Annotated in this window: 10 protein-coding genes; 5 read left to right on the top strand and 5 right to left on the bottom strand. The window is 54.9% G+C overall.

What is annotated here, in order from left to right; all coding sequences use genetic code 11:
• Positions 1-163: 163 nt before the first annotated feature.
• The 5 genes from HU718_RS21835 to HU718_RS21815 all read right to left on the bottom strand — a co-directional run bounded on the left by HU718_RS21835 (position 164) and on the right by HU718_RS21815 (position 8,383).
• A complete protein-coding gene (locus HU718_RS21835) occupies positions 164-1,510 on the bottom strand; it encodes a glycosyltransferase family 4 protein (RefSeq protein ID WP_186613838.1) in 1,347 nt (448 codons plus the stop codon).
• A complete protein-coding gene (locus HU718_RS21830; RefSeq protein WP_186613839.1) occupies positions 1,507-5,136 on the bottom strand; it encodes a glycosyltransferase in 3,630 nt (1,209 codons plus the stop codon). The genes HU718_RS21835 and HU718_RS21830 overlap by 4 nt, the downstream gene beginning before the upstream one ends.
• Positions 5,137-5,140: 4 nt before the next feature.
• Positions 5,141-6,481 carry an ABC transporter ATP-binding protein gene (locus HU718_RS21825; RefSeq protein ID WP_186613840.1) on the bottom strand — a complete coding sequence of 447 codons (1,341 nt, stop codon included), beginning with the start codon at positions 6,479-6,481 and terminating at the stop codon, positions 5,141-5,143.
• Positions 6,471-7,304 carry an ABC transporter permease gene (locus HU718_RS21820; protein WP_412071112.1) on the bottom strand — a complete coding sequence of 278 codons (834 nt, stop codon included), beginning with the start codon at positions 7,302-7,304 and terminating at the stop codon, positions 6,471-6,473. Before HU718_RS21820 ends, HU718_RS21825 begins: the two co-directional genes overlap by 11 nt.
• Before the next feature lie 176 nt (positions 7,305-7,480).
• Positions 7,481-8,383: a glycosyltransferase family 2 protein gene (locus HU718_RS21815; protein ID WP_186613841.1), complete on the bottom strand. Its 903-nt coding sequence runs from the start codon at positions 8,381-8,383 to the stop codon at positions 7,481-7,483.
• A gap of 543 nt (positions 8,384-8,926) precedes the next feature.
• On the opposite strand from HU718_RS21815, the gene HU718_RS21810 reads away from it, so the two are divergent.
• The 5 genes from HU718_RS21810 to HU718_RS21790 all read left to right on the top strand — a co-directional run bounded on the left by HU718_RS21810 (position 8,927) and on the right by HU718_RS21790 (position 14,589).
• A complete protein-coding gene (locus HU718_RS21810; protein WP_186613843.1) occupies positions 8,927-9,898 on the top strand; it encodes a UDP-glucose 4-epimerase family protein in 972 nt (323 codons plus the stop codon).
• A complete protein-coding gene (locus HU718_RS21805; protein ID WP_186613845.1) occupies positions 9,895-10,923 on the top strand; it encodes an MraY family glycosyltransferase in 1,029 nt (342 codons plus the stop codon). The genes HU718_RS21810 and HU718_RS21805 overlap by 4 nt, the downstream gene beginning before the upstream one ends.
• Positions 10,924-11,025: 102 nt before the next feature.
• Entirely contained in the window at positions 11,026-13,020 is a 1,995-nt protein-coding gene (locus HU718_RS21800) for a polysaccharide biosynthesis protein (RefSeq protein ID WP_102900048.1), read from the top strand.
• A gap of 114 nt (positions 13,021-13,134) precedes the next feature.
• Entirely contained in the window at positions 13,135-13,470 is a 336-nt protein-coding gene (locus HU718_RS21795; RefSeq protein WP_102899962.1) for a ComEA family DNA-binding protein, read from the top strand.
• 315 nt (positions 13,471-13,785) lie between these two features.
• On the top strand, positions 13,786-14,589 hold the full coding sequence (locus HU718_RS21790; RefSeq protein ID WP_150706477.1) for an SDR family NAD(P)-dependent oxidoreductase: 804 nt from the start codon (positions 13,786-13,788) through the stop codon (positions 14,587-14,589).
• Positions 14,590-14,611: the final 22 nt, after the last annotated feature.

Raw genomic sequence — 14,611 nt, 5'->3', positions numbered from 1 at the left:
GATGGTTCCGATTGTGCAGACCGATTTACAGACTTCCATTCGACGGGCGTTGAGCGCTCGAGTCGTTCAGCAACTGTCAGTCGGGGAGAGGGTGGACTCTAAAACAGTATTGGGGATAAATCCGGTAGTGGCCGTCCCTGGCCACGCCGTTCGTAGACAATCCTCAGGCTGATTCAGTTGCCTTTGAGTACATGGCAAATGTCTCTCGGGCCATGATTTCCGGCGTCCTCTCGTAGTTCGTGGTTTTCGCGAGATCGTAAAGGGCTTGCGGGTTGGCAACCCAGGCCGACAGCTTGCGATAAAGATCTTCGGCGCTGCCGCGATCAAATATCTCTCCGTTTATCCCGGCCTCTACAAACTCGGTCATGCCGCGCACATCCGATACCAGGGCAGGGGTGTGGGTGGCCAGAGCGTTCAACAGCACCAGTGGGCTGTTTTCATACCAGCGTGACGGGATCACCAGGGTGTCCATGTCGCGCAGGATATTGACCATATCCTTGCTCTCGAAAACGCCACGGAACTCGATTTGCGTGCCGGCGCTTTTGGCTTTCAATTCTTCCATGTACGCCGGATCCTGGTCGGTCGGACCATAGATCAGCAATCTTGCACTGCCTTTTGGCAGGCGATTGAAGGCATCAATCAGCAGATCTGTACCTTTGTGCGGTGCTATCTGGCCGATGAAACCGATCACTGGAATGTGTTCGGCGTCTCGCTGCGGCTTCGGCGTGCGGTCGACGTCGATGCCGAACCACAAGGTTTTCATGGGGACCTTGATGTCGTTGTTGACATAGGCTTCCCTTAAAAAGGTGGTTGGCGCGACGGCACCGGCGTAGGAGCCGTTGTAAAGAGCCCCAAGAATGTCCGGGCGCTCCGCGATGTAGTCGATCGTTTGATCGAACACACTGTTTTTCACGCCCGGCATTTTGCGCAGAGCGGTTACGGCGCTCGCGATGAGCTTGGCTGACGTGCCATTGTTCGCGTATTTGATCCAGCCCTCTTTCGACGTGCGCGCAGTCTCTTTCAAGTAGCAGGCCACGCAGTTGCTGCGAGTCCTGGACGGGCCTGCGCACAGTGCACCGTCGGCTGCTTCCAGTTTATTGGTCAGGCAGAAACCGAAGAAGTCCGTGAAGGTTGCGTAGGTCGGAATGCCCAAGGCCTTGGTCGCTTCGAGCAAGGCACTGGTGTGGTTGATCAAATGGGTGACGTGAACGATGTCCGGTTTCAAGTCGGCGAGAATATCGGTCAAGACCGGCCGCATCTCCGCCTGGTAGTACGTTTCCTTGATATTGACGTGAGGGATTTTGTTTTTGTCGACCAGGACAACTTCAAAGCCTTCATGCTCATATCGAGTGATCAATTCCGCCGCCGCGGGTTCGCCCTGAAACAAGGCGCTGACAATGACTACATCGTGGCCCCACTTGCGGTAATTCTTGGCCAGTTCCAGCGTATAGGTTTCTGTTCCGTAGAAATGATCCGGAAAGAAGCAGTGCACAAAAAAAACGATCTTCATTGTTTGGTTTCCGCCAGGGTTTCGGCATAGATCTGGTCGTAGTTCTCAATCATCGCCTGGATCGAGAAGTGAGCCTCGGCTCTTTCGCTGTGACGGTCGGCAATGTAGGTGCGACGAGCACTGTCATTCAGCAGATCTACGATGATGTCAGAGAGCTTGTCCGCATCGCCGTAAGGGGCGAGCAGGCTGCTGTCATCGACAATCTCGCCAATTGCACCGATGTCATACCCGACAACCGGAACATGCATGCGCATCGCAAAAGGACTGACCTGGCCGAAGCTTTCTTTCCAGACCGGCGCAACAAACAGCTTCATGCGGCGGTACAAGTCCGGCAGTTGCGAGTAGGCGACATAACCGGTGAACTCAAAGTTGTTTGATACGCCTGCCGAGTTCACCGCTTCCTTGAAGGTCTCCATCAGACTTCCGCCACCGACAATCAATACGTGGGTTTGCGGGCGTTTCTGTACGGCTTTGATGAACGGAGTAATGGAGTCAGCATTAAGCTTGTCCGTTTCCAGTCGGTAAACCATGCCGATCGTGTCGGTAGCAGTCTGATTGGGCGCATCGGCTTTGAACATCGAGAAGTCGGAGCCGGGATAAACCGTTGCATTCGGTGCTTCTGCTTGTCCAAAAACGTTGCGAACGTAATCACTGACGTACACGTAACGCTTGATGGCGGGCGACAAGTAAGGCGCAACCGGAGTGTTGATGTTCTGGATGACAGGAATGCCCAATTGTTGCGCGGCACGCATGGTCTGGTCATACCAGGGTTCATCACAATCGCCCCAGTAGTGCATGTGAATGACTTCTGGTTTTAGTGCTTGCAAGTACTCGACAAAAGGCATCTCGTCTGCAGACAGTTTGATTTCCTTGATGGTGATGCCCGAATACGCGGCAGGTGTCGGTGCGTAACTGGTCAGAATACTTTGATCGAACCGGTCGCCCAGGTATTCATAGATATCCACCACCAGGCGTGAGGAGCCGCCGGTCATGAAGTTCGCGATGACATGCAGCACCCGTGGCCGGACCGCGTTCAGCCTGGCTGGTTGCTTGACGATGTAAGTATCTTCATTGATGTCGTCGGGCACGTCGGTATTCGACGCAATCGCCGTTGGTTGCTGGCCTCTAAGGCTTTTCTTCAAGGCCGAAACGGTTGGGCTCATCAAGCGACGAACAGGGGCCGGGGTCACCAGGGAGGCGAGTACGTAGGCTACGCGCAAGTATTTCTTCAGGTCGCTGGGTTGTGCAGCAAATGCCTGGCTCAAACGGAACAGTCGACTCCGGCCGATGGTTTGTAGTCGTTGCTCGCGATGTGCGACTTCTGCATTAAGCAGTTGCACGATAGTGTTCTTTTGTTCCAGTTGCTGATTCAACGAGGCGGTAGTGTGTTCCAGTTGCCGATACAGCGAGGCGATGGTTTGTTCGTTGGCTTGTTTGTCGGCTTCTGCGGCTGTAAGGGCCAGACTCAAGCTTTGCTCTTTCTCGGAAAGAGCGGTGTTGAATTGCTGCTCCCAATCGCTCTGGGCAGACTGGCTGGCCGCATCCTTTTGCATGATCACCCGATTCAGCCGCGCGGTTTCCGCCACGATACCTGGCACTCTCGACAGTTGAGAGTCGCGGTCACGAAGATGCTGGTGCCACCATTGCGGGGTGCGATCCTCGGTGTTGGAAGCGTATCGCAAGGCATAAGCGCAAGAGGAGGCGAGTTCGACAATGGCGCCCAGTTCGGACATACCGAAGTCGGTCGGTTTTTCGAGCGAGCCCATTGAGGCGCACCAATCGATGGCGAGGGCCTTTTCTGCGCTGGTTACGCCTGTACGCCAATACAACGCAGCTTGTTGATTGTTGCCTTTGCCGGATTCGATCAAACCCAGATTCAGGTACGACCTGATTTGCTTGGTAATCAGAGTCGGGCTGTATTGGGTGCAGTCATAGGCCACACAAGTTTTATACAGATCAATGGCGCGATCAGTGTCGCCTGCGGCTTGCCAGAGTTGGGCCATAACGAACGATATCGATACTTTCCAGCGCAACTGCTGCGGTGAATGATCCGCCTGATCCATGTAAGCGTCAGCATCTTTTGCAAACACTTCCAGCTGATTCACCGTCAGTGTGGGGGCCTGCAGCAGTTGGTAAGCCTGAATGCACAGTGCCGCCCCCAGGTCCGGTGAGGTTGCCGAGGCTTGAGCGGCCACTTCGCGGGACAGTTCGAGCAACTTCTGACTGTCTTCGATGCGATGACCGATCGTGACCAGGCCTTTCACCAGCCAGGGGTTGGCATAGTCGTCAAAACGCGTGACCTTCCATCCCGGGTTTTCCGGATAGAGATCGTAGGTGGTTTCGCGGTAAGGCACGGTTGCGCCCAGTGTCGGCGATTTCATGCCGACCAGAAGGCACCATTCACAAGACGGATCTTTTTCGATCAATGTCTTGGGGTCTACTTCATACAGCTCGCGAATACCGACTGCCCACTCATAAGCGTTGTTGATTTTCGGTTTGTATTGATCCGCTGTCTGGGCGTAAGCCGCTTCGACGATGAAGTCTTTTTCCAGTTCTTTAACGATGCGCTCCCACGTGTAGACGTGAAAGTGGAATTCGTTCGGATCTTCTCCGGTTTCGTCTGACCAGTCATTTGGAACGGAAAGTACGATTCGCCCGGACGGACTCAGGACCCGGTAGAACTCTGCCAGCAATCCAACCGGATCCGGTACGTGTTCCAAGGTTTCAAACGAGGTAATGAGGTCGATCGAGTTATCCGGAATATCGTTCAGCGCTTCCGGCAGCCAGCCTTCTTTGAAGGTGAGTTGCGAATTGACCGCAGAGAAGTTTTTTTCAGCGTATTTGACTGCGTAGTTGCTGCCATCAACGCCGAGGATCGAGCTGGCGTCCGAGCAGTTGAACAAAGTATAGGCGCCGTAACCCAGTCCGCAGGCTGCGTCGAGGATGCGGTCGCCGTTGCGCACATAGCGACTGGCCAGGAGATAGCGAATGATATGGCCATCGGAGCGACTGCCAGGCTCGCGCGTCATGTCCATGTGCAGGTCGCGCTCGTCTTTCAGCGCTTCCAATGGATAAACGGTGGCGGCTTCCTTGGGAAGCTTCTCAAGCGGAATGGCAATTTTGCCTTGTTCATATTGCAGCGACTGGTAGTCGTTGACGCGATAGTAGGCAGGGTGTTTGCGTACGCCGTTTTCGAAGAACAGCATTTCCCATGCCTTGCGGGCTTCTTTCGTGTCGGGTTCGGAACTGGTGTCCAGAAACAGGAAAATGTTGCGTTTCGAGACTCTTGGCGCTTCGACAGCCAAGCGCTTGAGGGAGAGAGCTGCGTCGTCGGCATGAGTGATCAATACCGTCGAAAAACTCTCGTCGTCCAATGGCAGGTCAGCACCGTCCCATGCGATGAAACGTCCTGGAAGCTGTGCATTGCCGCACTCGGTTTCAGCACCCGGGAAGACGTTGTACGCCTGCACACCCGCCAGCAGGAAGGCCCGCAGCAGCTCTGTATCAGGCAGGCCGATATGCAGCACTTTGCCGTTACCACAGGCTGAAAGTACCTGCGAGACCAGTTGTTGGCGTTCCCCTGCCGTCAGTGATGCCGAGCAAATGTTTGTGGTGGAAATAGTCATTGGCTCAGCCCTTGATTTCGATTGCTTTCATGCGGAGGTCGAGGACACCGCCAAAATGGTATTCGCGGGGCTTGGTCGCCACCGTAAAAAATGCCGCCTCGTCTCGCCAGTGAAGAATGCGTTGTTCGGCGTAGTAAGGTTTGCCTTCCTGGGATATGGCAGCCTGAATTTCGTAAAGGTTGGCGCCCAGACTGCATTCAAACTGAAAATCAACCGATGACTCGGTGCCGGCAGTGAATGTCTTGGTCCAGAAGGTCTCGCCCGTCGCCAGATTGGCCTCAATGGCCATGTCCTGGTTCAGCGTGCCCCAGGAGTAAATCTTGACGCCTTCCTTGTTGCGAAGACGCAGGCTCACATTCAGGTGCTCAAGATCGACGTTGCAGCGGAAGGACACGCGAATGACAGCCGTCTGCGTGGCATAGAAAACCTGGGTCTCTTCGCCCTCGGCGTTCAACACGCGCACATCCAGAACCTCGGCATCCTGATTACCGAAGGAGAACCGGTCGGCAGTTTTCGATTCGGTCCTGGCAGCCTTGTTATCGTCCTTCTGATGTTGCGCAGCCTTGTCGGAAAGGTTTTTCGTCAACTGTTGCAGGTAAAGACTTTCCTGTTCGTGCAGGTTCCTGCGGTAATCGAGGATGACGTCTGCCGAAGACCCGATGCTTTCAATTTTCCCATTCGACAGGAAGATCGCCCGTTGCGTCAGGGTCCGCACCGATTCTTCATCGTGGGAGACGAACAGCAGGGTGGTGCCATTGCTGGTGAGCTTTTCGATTCGTTCGTAGCAGCGTTTCTGAAACAGCGCATCGCCGACCGCCAAGGCTTCGTCGACAATCAGGATTTCTGGTTTCAGGTTGGCCTGAACAGAAAAAGCCAGCCTCACAAACATACCGCTGGAATAAGTCTTTACGGGTTGGTCGACGAACTCGCCAATATCCGCAAAAGACAGGATGTCATCCATCAGTTCATCGGTCTTGCTGCGACTCAAGCCGTGAATCGCACAGTTGAGATAAACGTTTTCCCGCCCGCTGAATTCCGGATTGAAACCTGAGCCAAGCTCAAGCAGCGCAGCAATGCGCCCATCGACATTAACCGTGCCGGAGGTCGGCGTCAGCGTGCCGCAGATAATCTGCAGGAGGGTGGATTTGCCCGAGCCGTTTTTGCCGATGATGCCAACGGATTCGCCACGTGCCACTTCAAAGTTGATGTCCTTGAGTGCCCAGAACTCATGGTGAAGTTTCTTCGACGGCAGGATCATCTGGAGCAAGCGGTCGTGTGCTTTCTCGTACATATTGAAACGCTTAGAGAGGCCATTGACGTGAATGGCAACATCTTTAGAGGACATCAGCAAAGCCTGCGCGTGTTTTTTGAAAGAATGCAAAGCCGAGGCAGCAAATGACGATGCCGACGATATAGCTCGTGCCCAATGTGTGCAGATCCGGAGCCTGACCGAAAAGCATGGTCGCACGACCGTTTTCGATGATGGCGGTCAGCGGGTTGATATACAGCCAGCCGCGATACTCTTCAGGCAAGGCGCTGATTGGATAGAAAACGGGTGAAAGGAACAGCAGCGCTGTGGCTGCCATGCCCGTGACCTGGCCGATGTCGCGAATGTAGGCGCCGAGTGCGGACAGGATCCAGGAAAGGCCTATCACCATCAGGATCAAAGGCAGCAGAACGAAAGGGAATAGCAGCGCGGTGAGAGGTATTGAATGATTGAACACCAGTTGTGCGGCCAGCAATACCGACAGGCTGACACACAGATGGAACAAGGCGTTCAGCACTGAAGTAGGGGCCAGGGTTTCGATCGGGAAAACGACTTTCTTCACGAAGTTGACGTTACTGGTGATCAATTTCGGTGCCGAGTTGATGCACTCGGCGCAAAACGCATGAATGATCAGGCCGGTAAACAGAATCAATGCAAAGTCGACCTTTGACCCTGTGCCCGCAGCGCCACCCCAACGTGCATTGAATACGGTCGAGAAAACAAATGTGTAAATGGCTAGCAATAGCAATGGATTGATGAACGACCATGCTACGCCTCCAACGGAACCGCGATAACGAGAGGAAATCTCCCGCTTAGTCAGTTGCATGATCAGCTGACGGTTTTTGATTGCGCTGATCAGCATTCTCAAAGGCGACGTTGGAAATGAATCATGCATGTTCAAGGCAAAAGCTCCAATGGCGGCCGTTCGGTAAGTGGAAAGAGGGTGTGGGCGACGTTTGTCGGATCGCCTGAAACTGGCGACTGGAAATGTCCGGTTGACGCAGCGCCATGGCTGAAGTCTGCCTGTGCGTAGACACTGTAATCGCCGCTGCGAAACGTTTGATGGGCGGTCATCGATCAAATGCCCTTCACGATGGCAGCCAGGAAAAGTCCGATGTTGCCTGGCAGTGTCTGGCGGTAAACGCCGGCGCGCAGCAGTCCAAGCAGACGGCCTGGAAGGTGGCTTTTTCGCGCCAGTCGAAAGCAGTCGAGCTTTTGCTGATTCTCGGCAGTCAGTAATCGGCGTGCCGAGGTCAGGCAGCGGATGTTCTGGTCGTTCCAGTTGGAAAATCGTCCTTTGAACATCATGCCAAGCCTTGACAGTCGGGCTTTCAATCCGGAGTTGGCGCCTACCAGATTGCCGTCATGTTGACGATACAGAACGAACGGTTGTGAGTCGTAGGCAACCTGGCCTCCGGCACCCGTTACCAGCAGATAGGCCCACCAGTCGTGGGATACGATATCCAGATGGCCGCCTGCATCGAGCATCAAGTCACGCGCCGCCTGGTTGAACACCATCGTATTGCCTCCCGCCAGGCTCTGTACCAGCGCATTGGCAAACGTCGGCGGGCGAGAGAACAGAGGGGAGCACTCCATGGGTTTTCCCTGAGCATTCATCCCACGGGTTCGACCGCAATAAAGTGCGGGAACGCCTGCGGGAACCGTTTGCAACCAGGTCAATGCCGTCTCGAGTTTGCTGTTCAGCCAGATATCGTCCTGATCAGACCAGGCATAAAAATCTGCCTGAATAGCCTCGTTACAGGTGAGGGTCAGAAAATTGGTGGCGAAACCGCGTTTCGGGCCATTGAAAACGCGGACACGGTCTGCTCTGTTCTGGCTTGCGGAAAATGTAGCGATAATGTCCAGGGTCTGATCGGTGGAGCCATCGTCGGAGACCACAACGTCCCAGTTTTCGTGGGTCTGGGCGGCGATGGAAGCTAATTGTTCGGACAGAAAACGCTGGCCGTTGAACGTGCACATGAGTACCGCGACACGTCTGGACGATAAGCGGTTAAAGGAGTTTGTCTGCCCGAGTTGATTTGCTTGGTGAGTATCCACTTTGGAATCTGTTGTTGAGGGGCTATGCACCTAGCACTCCGTTGCGAATAAATGACTCGATGGTCAGAAAAGTCCTTGTCGAAGGCATTACTGCGAAACGCGCCCTCTGACTAATGTTAAATGACCAAAGTCAAAACGCGCATTGTAGCGAAAATACCTTTGCCCTAGTAGTGCTTAGCAGCCCGCGCGCAGGGAGATGGACCGGCGGACGGAGCTCAATCAGGTAACATGTTCATGCATCAGTTTTCACTGTTGAGAGCGGCAGCCCGGGTTTACAGGGTGCCCCGCGGTGATGCGTGCTTGATTTTCTGGATAACCGTGTAACAAATCCGTGCGATTACGCATTTTGTGACGTGGCTTGTTGGCCAGTACGATGCATCGCCATTTCAATAAATGCGTTTCAGGCGCTAAGGGACAAGGCCAATGCCTTGTTCACAATGATTTTGCTTTTGAAGAATGAGATAGATGAGCGCTAGCACCCTCTTAGTAACAGGTGGATCGGGCTTTCTGGGCGGCGCCTTGTTAAGGAAATTGGCCGAACGCGGTGAATACTCCTTGCGCACGGCCATAAGGCGCGACAGCGTGGCGTTGCCAGCGTCGGTGCTCAAGTTCAATGTCCCGGACCTGACAGCAACAGCGGATTGGCAGGATGCCTTGGCCGGTGTCGACGTTGTCGTGCATGCCGCTGCGCGTGTCCATGTGATGGACGAGCAGGCCGGGGACCCCTTGGCCGAGTTTCGCCTGATCAATGTCGATGGCACGCTGAATCTGGCACGGCAGGCCGTCAAAGCGGGTGTGCGACGGTTTATCTACATCAGCTCGGTCAAGGTGAATGGCGAGTCCACTGTTGCGGGTCGAGCATTTACGGCAGACGATCCTTTTGCCCCCACTGATCCCTATGGCATTTCCAAATGCGAGGCTGAAGAAGCATTGCGCCAACTCTCTTCGTCGTCACCGATGGAGGTCGTCATTGTCAGGCCCGTGCTGGTGTACGGTCCGGGTGTGAAAGCAAACTTTCTCAGCATGATGCGCTGGCTGGAACGAGGAGTGCCATTGCCATTTGGTGCGATCGACAATAAGCGCAGTCTGGTGGGAATTGATAACCTGATTGATCTGATCGTGACGTGTTTCTCCCATCCGGCAGCAGCCAATCAGACGTTCTTTGCCAGTGATGGGGATGATGTATCCACAACGGAGTTACTGCGCAGAATCGGTCATGCGCTTAACAAACCCGCAAGGTTGATGCCTTTTCCTGTGCCGCTTATGCGTCTGGGCGCGAGACTTGTGGGTAAGGAAGCACTTGCTCAGCGACTTTTCGGCTCCCTTCAAGTTGATATAAGCAAAAATGGACGGCTCTTGGGGTGGGTCCCCCCAATGAGTCTTGATCAAGGACTGAGCGCTACCGTGCGGGCTTATCTGGAATCTCACAAGTCATGAACCTTTACTGGATTGTTCCGCTGCTGGCGGCTGTTTCATTTGCCCTTACAGCCGGTCTGCGACGCTATGCGCTGGCGCGCAGTCTGCTGGATGTTCCAAACGGTCGCAGTTCTCACTCCGTGCCGACTCCGCGTGGCGGAGGCGTGGCAATCGTCCTGAGTTATAGCGCTGCTCTGGTGGCGCTGTTCGGTTGGGGGCTGATTTCTTCTGCTGTGTTGATCGCTTTCCTCGGCGCGGGCGGCATCACGGCTGTGATCGGCTTTCTCGATGATCATGGGCATATTGCCGCGCGGTGGCGGTTGCTTGCGCATTTCTTCGCTGCAGCGTGGGGGGCTTATTGGCTGGGCGGGCTGGCGCCGTTTACTGTGCTTGGGTTTGCCATCGACGCAGGTTGGATCGGGCACCTTCTGGCTGTGGTTTACCTGGTGTGGATGCTTAATCTCTACAATTTCATGGACGGTATCGACGGTATTGCCAGCCTTGAAGCGATCACCGTGTGCGTCGGCGGGGCACTTCTATACGGGGTCAGTGGCAATCTGCAGCTTGCATGGCCCGTTGTGCTTCTGGCTGCATGTGTCGTGGGATTCTTGTGCTGGAATTTTCCGCCGGCAAAAATTTTCATGGGCGATGCAGGCAGTGGTTTTCTCGGCGTCGTGCTGGGGCTTCTGTCCCTGCAAGCGGCCTGGGTCTCACCCGGTTTGTTGTGGGGGTGGCTGATTCTGTTGGGCGTGTTCATTGTTGATGCCACGTTCACGCTGTTCAGACGCCTGTTTCGCGGCGACAAGGTCTACGAAGCGCATCGCAGCCATGCCTATCAGTTTGCATCCCGTTCGCAAGGCAGCCATCGTCCTGTCACGCTTGTCGTTGGTCTGATCAACCTGCTTTGGCTACTGCCCATTGCGTTGGGAGTGGTCCTCTACAATTGGGATGGCACCCTGGCTCTGATCCTGGCCTATGTGCCGCTGGTATGGCTGGCAGTCAAGTACAAGGCGGGACAATTGGAAGGTCGAACCTCCAATATTTGAAAAACAATGTTACTGTTTAGTGTGCTGTCAACGTCGTCTGCATCACAGGATTCGGCGCAGTAATTCAGTTGAAAGGAACGTGCTGAGGTAGTGGACGGGATGATGGATAAGGTTCGAGCGTATCTGCTGGGATTGCCCCGGCGTCGCAAAAGGTTGATTCAGGTCGCCACCGATATCGTACTGGTCTGGCTGGCGCTGTGGTTGGCCTTTATTGTCCGCCTCGGCATCGATGACATGTACAACCCGTTGCGGGTCCATATGTGGTTGTTCGCTTCCGCGCCTCTCGTGGCGATTCCCCTGTTTATCCGGTTCGGCATGTACCGGGCTGTCATGCGCTATTTTGGCAATGACGCATTGGTCGCAATTATCAAGGCTGTCAGTCTTTCATCGTTGATCCTCGCGTTGATTGTTTACTGGTACAGCAACCATGAAACGGTTGTGCCGCGCTCCATTATCTTCAACTATTGGTGGTTGAGCATGGTGATCATCGGCGGACTGCGTCTGTTGATGCGCCAGTATTTTATGGGGGACTGGTTTACTGCGGTACAGCATGTCCCCTTCACCAACCGAGATGATGGGCTGACCAAAGTCGCCATCTATGGTGCGGGCGTTGCCGGGAATCAACTGGTGGCGGCGCTGCGCATGGGGCGCGTCATGCGCCCGGTCGCGTTCATCGACGATGATCCGGGCATTTCTGATCGCTCCATCTCGGGCCTGCAGGTTTACAAGCCCAAGCATATTCAGCAGATGATCGACGTGACCGGAGCGAAGGAAATTCTGCTTGCGTTGCCATCGTCTACCCGTGCCAGGCGCCGGGAGATCCTGAATTTGCTTGAGGGCTTTCCACTTCATATCCGCAGCGTCCCGAACTTTACCGATCTGGCCAGCGGTCGGGTCAAGGTCGAAGATATTCAGGAAGTGGATATCGCGGATTTGCTAGGGCGAGATTCAGTGCCTGCGCAACCTGATTTGCTCGAGCGTTGCATCAAAGGCAAGACGGTCATGGTCACCGGCGCGGGCGGCTCTATCGGTTCGGAGCTGTGTCGGCAAATATTTGCCTTGGGCCCGATTACCCTGATTTTGTTCGACCATAGCGAGTTCAACCTGTACAGCATTTTGTCGGAGCTGGAGCAGCGTGGCAGTCGTAAGTCGATATCCGTCAGGTTGCTGCCGATCCTTGGATCGATTCGTCATCCGGACAAACTCCTCGACGTCATGAAATCCTGGAAAGTAGACACGGTCTATCATGCGGCAGCCTATAAGCATGTACCGATGGTTGAGCACAATATCGCTGAAGGCGTGCTCAATAATGTGATCGGCACGCTTAATACAGCTCAAGCGGCGTTGCAGTCAGGGGTGTCGAATTTCGTTTTGATCTCGACCGACAAGGCCGTACGTCCGACCAATGTAATGGGCAGTACCAAGCGCTTGGCCGAGCTGACGCTGCAAGCCCTCAGCCGTGAGGTGGCTCCGGTACTGTTCGGCGACAAGGCCAATGTGTCGAGGGTGAACAAGACCCGATTCACTATGGTGCGTTTCGGCAATGTCCTCGGGTCGTCGGGTTCGGTCATCCCGGTGTTCCATAGCCAGATCAAGTCCGGTGGCCCCCTTACAGTCACCCATCCGAAAATCACCCGTTACTTCATGACCATTCCCGAAGCGGCGCAGTTGGTCATTCAGGCGGGGTCGATGGGGCAGGGCGGTGATGTCTTCGTCCTCGACATGGGGGAGCCGGTGAAGATCGTCGAGCTGGCGGAAAAGATGATCCATCTGTCTGGGTTGAGCATTCGCTCGGAGCGCAATCCCCAAGGTGATATTTCCATAGAGTTCACCGGGTTGCGACCTGGAGAAAAGCTGTACGAAGAGTTGCTGATTGGTGACGATGTTTCAGCGACTTCGCATCCGATGATCATGACGGCCAGTGAGGATCACATTGCGTGGGACGTGCTGAAGGGGCGTCTGAGCGAGTTGTTGGCGGCAGTCGAGTGTGATGATTACGCTCGCGTGCGTCAGCTGCTGCGAGAAACCGTGAGTGGTTACGTACCCTCCGGCGATATCGTGGACTGGATTTATCAGCAGCGCCGGCTCGATCCGTAACCTCCTCACATTCTGTAACTGACACATTTTTGACAGCTCGCACACATCGCCTAACGTTGGGAGGCAGCTTAGGAAAAGCTGCTTCTAATCAATCGATGTCATGGAGCGTCACTTATGCGTACTGGTTACTTCTACTCTCTGGTTTTTGCCCTGCTCACCAGCGCCTCGATTGCGGTTATCGCAGCGCCGGCGCCCAGCCCAGAGGCTGCCAATGTCTCGCTGACGCAGGACGTTGCGACCAAGACGCAGGATGGTAAAGTCAATTTGAACGACGCGGATGTGGCGACCTTGCAGCGTGAACTGGCGGGTGTGGGGGAGGCGAAAGCCAAGGCCATTGTGGTTTACCGTGAGACCAATGGGCCTTTTGCTTCAGTCGACGAATTGCTGGAAGTGAAGGGTATCGGTAAAGCGATCCTGGATCGGAATCGCGATAAACTCGAAGTCAATTAAGGCCCTTCTCGATTCAGAAAGCCGATCATTCGATCGGCTTTTTCATTGGCGTCAGAACCTGCGCAGAACCGTCTCGCTGCTCAGCGATCGCTGCGCTATCGACTAAGCTACCTGTTCAACACCATGAGGCCGGTCACTGACTGGCCTTTTATATTCTGCGGTGCTCATGGCGACGGCTGCCCAATGGGCGCCATTCGGAAGAGTTAAAATTACGACTATCATATTTCTGCTGGATTATGCCTATAATAATTTGCGTCTCGCTTGAGTCTCCGATTCAAAGATCAATCTCCCTTTAAGCGCATCAGGAGCATCGTCATGAATTCTGCCCATTCCCAAGGTACAGCTTTGGTCACTGGCGCATCGTCCGGTATCGGCGCAATTTACGCTGACCGTTTGGCGGCACGTGGTTTTGATCTGTTGCTGGTTGCCCGTGACAAGGAGCGTCTGGAAAGTGCTGCGAGCCAGTTGCGTGATGCCCATGGCGTTCAGGTTGAGGTGCTCAAGGCAGATCTGACCCAGAAGGACGATGTGCTCAAACTCGAACAACGCTTGCGCAGCGATTCCAGCCTCAGCTTGCTGGTCAATAACGCCGGTGTGGCGGCGGACGGACTGCTGGCCAACGCCGATATGGACCAGTTGGAGCAACTGATTCAGTTGAACATCACCGCCGTCACGCGCCTGGCGTCGGCAGCCGCCGCCGGTTTCGCCAAGGCCGGGCGTGGCACGATCATCAATATCGCCTCGGTGGTGGCGTTGTTTCCGGAGCGCTTCAATGCGACCTACAGCGCCAGCAAAGCTTACGTACTGAGCCTGACTCAGTCGCTGAACACTGAACTCGAAGGCACCGGCGTGCAGATCCAGGCCGTGCTGCCGGGTGTAACCCGCACCGAAATCTGGGAACGCTCCGGTATCGATGCCAGCGGCATTCCGGCAGAAATGGTCATGGATGCAGGCGAGATGGTCGATGCGGCGCTGGCCGGGTTGGATCAGGGCGAGTTGATCACCATTCCTTCGCTGCCTGACGCAGGCGAATGGCACGCATTTGTAGCGGCTCGCCATGTCATGGCGCCGAACCTTTCCCGCAGTGCGGCAGCCCAACGCTACAAGTCCGGCAATTGAAATGATCAGAGGTCACCACGGT

Source organism: Pseudomonas tensinigenes (genome assembly GCF_014268445.2).
In the GTDB taxonomy this organism is placed as follows: domain Bacteria; phylum Pseudomonadota; class Gammaproteobacteria; order Pseudomonadales; family Pseudomonadaceae; genus Aquipseudomonas; species Aquipseudomonas tensinigenes.
The sequence above is the reverse complement of the archived record's forward strand: the minus strand, read 5'-3'. Positions and strand labels throughout refer to the sequence as shown.

What these genes read in the sequence shown, in the direction of transcription:
- HU718_RS21790 (WP_150706477.1), top strand. Translation starts at nt 13,786, where the DNA reads ATGAATTCTGCCCATTCCCAAGGTACAGCTTTGGTCACTGGCGCATCG.
- HU718_RS21825 (WP_186613840.1), bottom strand. Translation starts at nt 6,481, where the DNA reads ATGTCCTCTAAAGATGTTGCCATTCACGTCAATGGCCTCTCTAAGCGT.
- HU718_RS21830 (WP_186613839.1), bottom strand. Translation starts at nt 5,136, where the DNA reads ATGACTATTTCCACCACAAACATTTGCTCGGCATCACTGACGGCAGGG.
- HU718_RS21810 (WP_186613843.1), top strand. Translation starts at nt 8,927, where the DNA reads ATGAGCGCTAGCACCCTCTTAGTAACAGGTGGATCGGGCTTTCTGGGC.
- HU718_RS21800 (WP_102900048.1), top strand. Translation starts at nt 11,026, where the DNA reads ATGGATAAGGTTCGAGCGTATCTGCTGGGATTGCCCCGGCGTCGCAAA.
- HU718_RS21815 (WP_186613841.1), bottom strand. Translation starts at nt 8,383, where the DNA reads ATGTGCACGTTCAACGGCCAGCGTTTTCTGTCCGAACAATTAGCTTCC.
- HU718_RS21805 (WP_186613845.1), top strand. Translation starts at nt 9,895, where the DNA reads ATGAACCTTTACTGGATTGTTCCGCTGCTGGCGGCTGTTTCATTTGCC.
- HU718_RS21835 (WP_186613838.1), bottom strand. Translation starts at nt 1,510, where the DNA reads ATGAAGATCGTTTTTTTTGTGCACTGCTTCTTTCCGGATCATTTCTAC.
- HU718_RS21795 (WP_102899962.1), top strand. Translation starts at nt 13,135, where the DNA reads ATGCGTACTGGTTACTTCTACTCTCTGGTTTTTGCCCTGCTCACCAGC.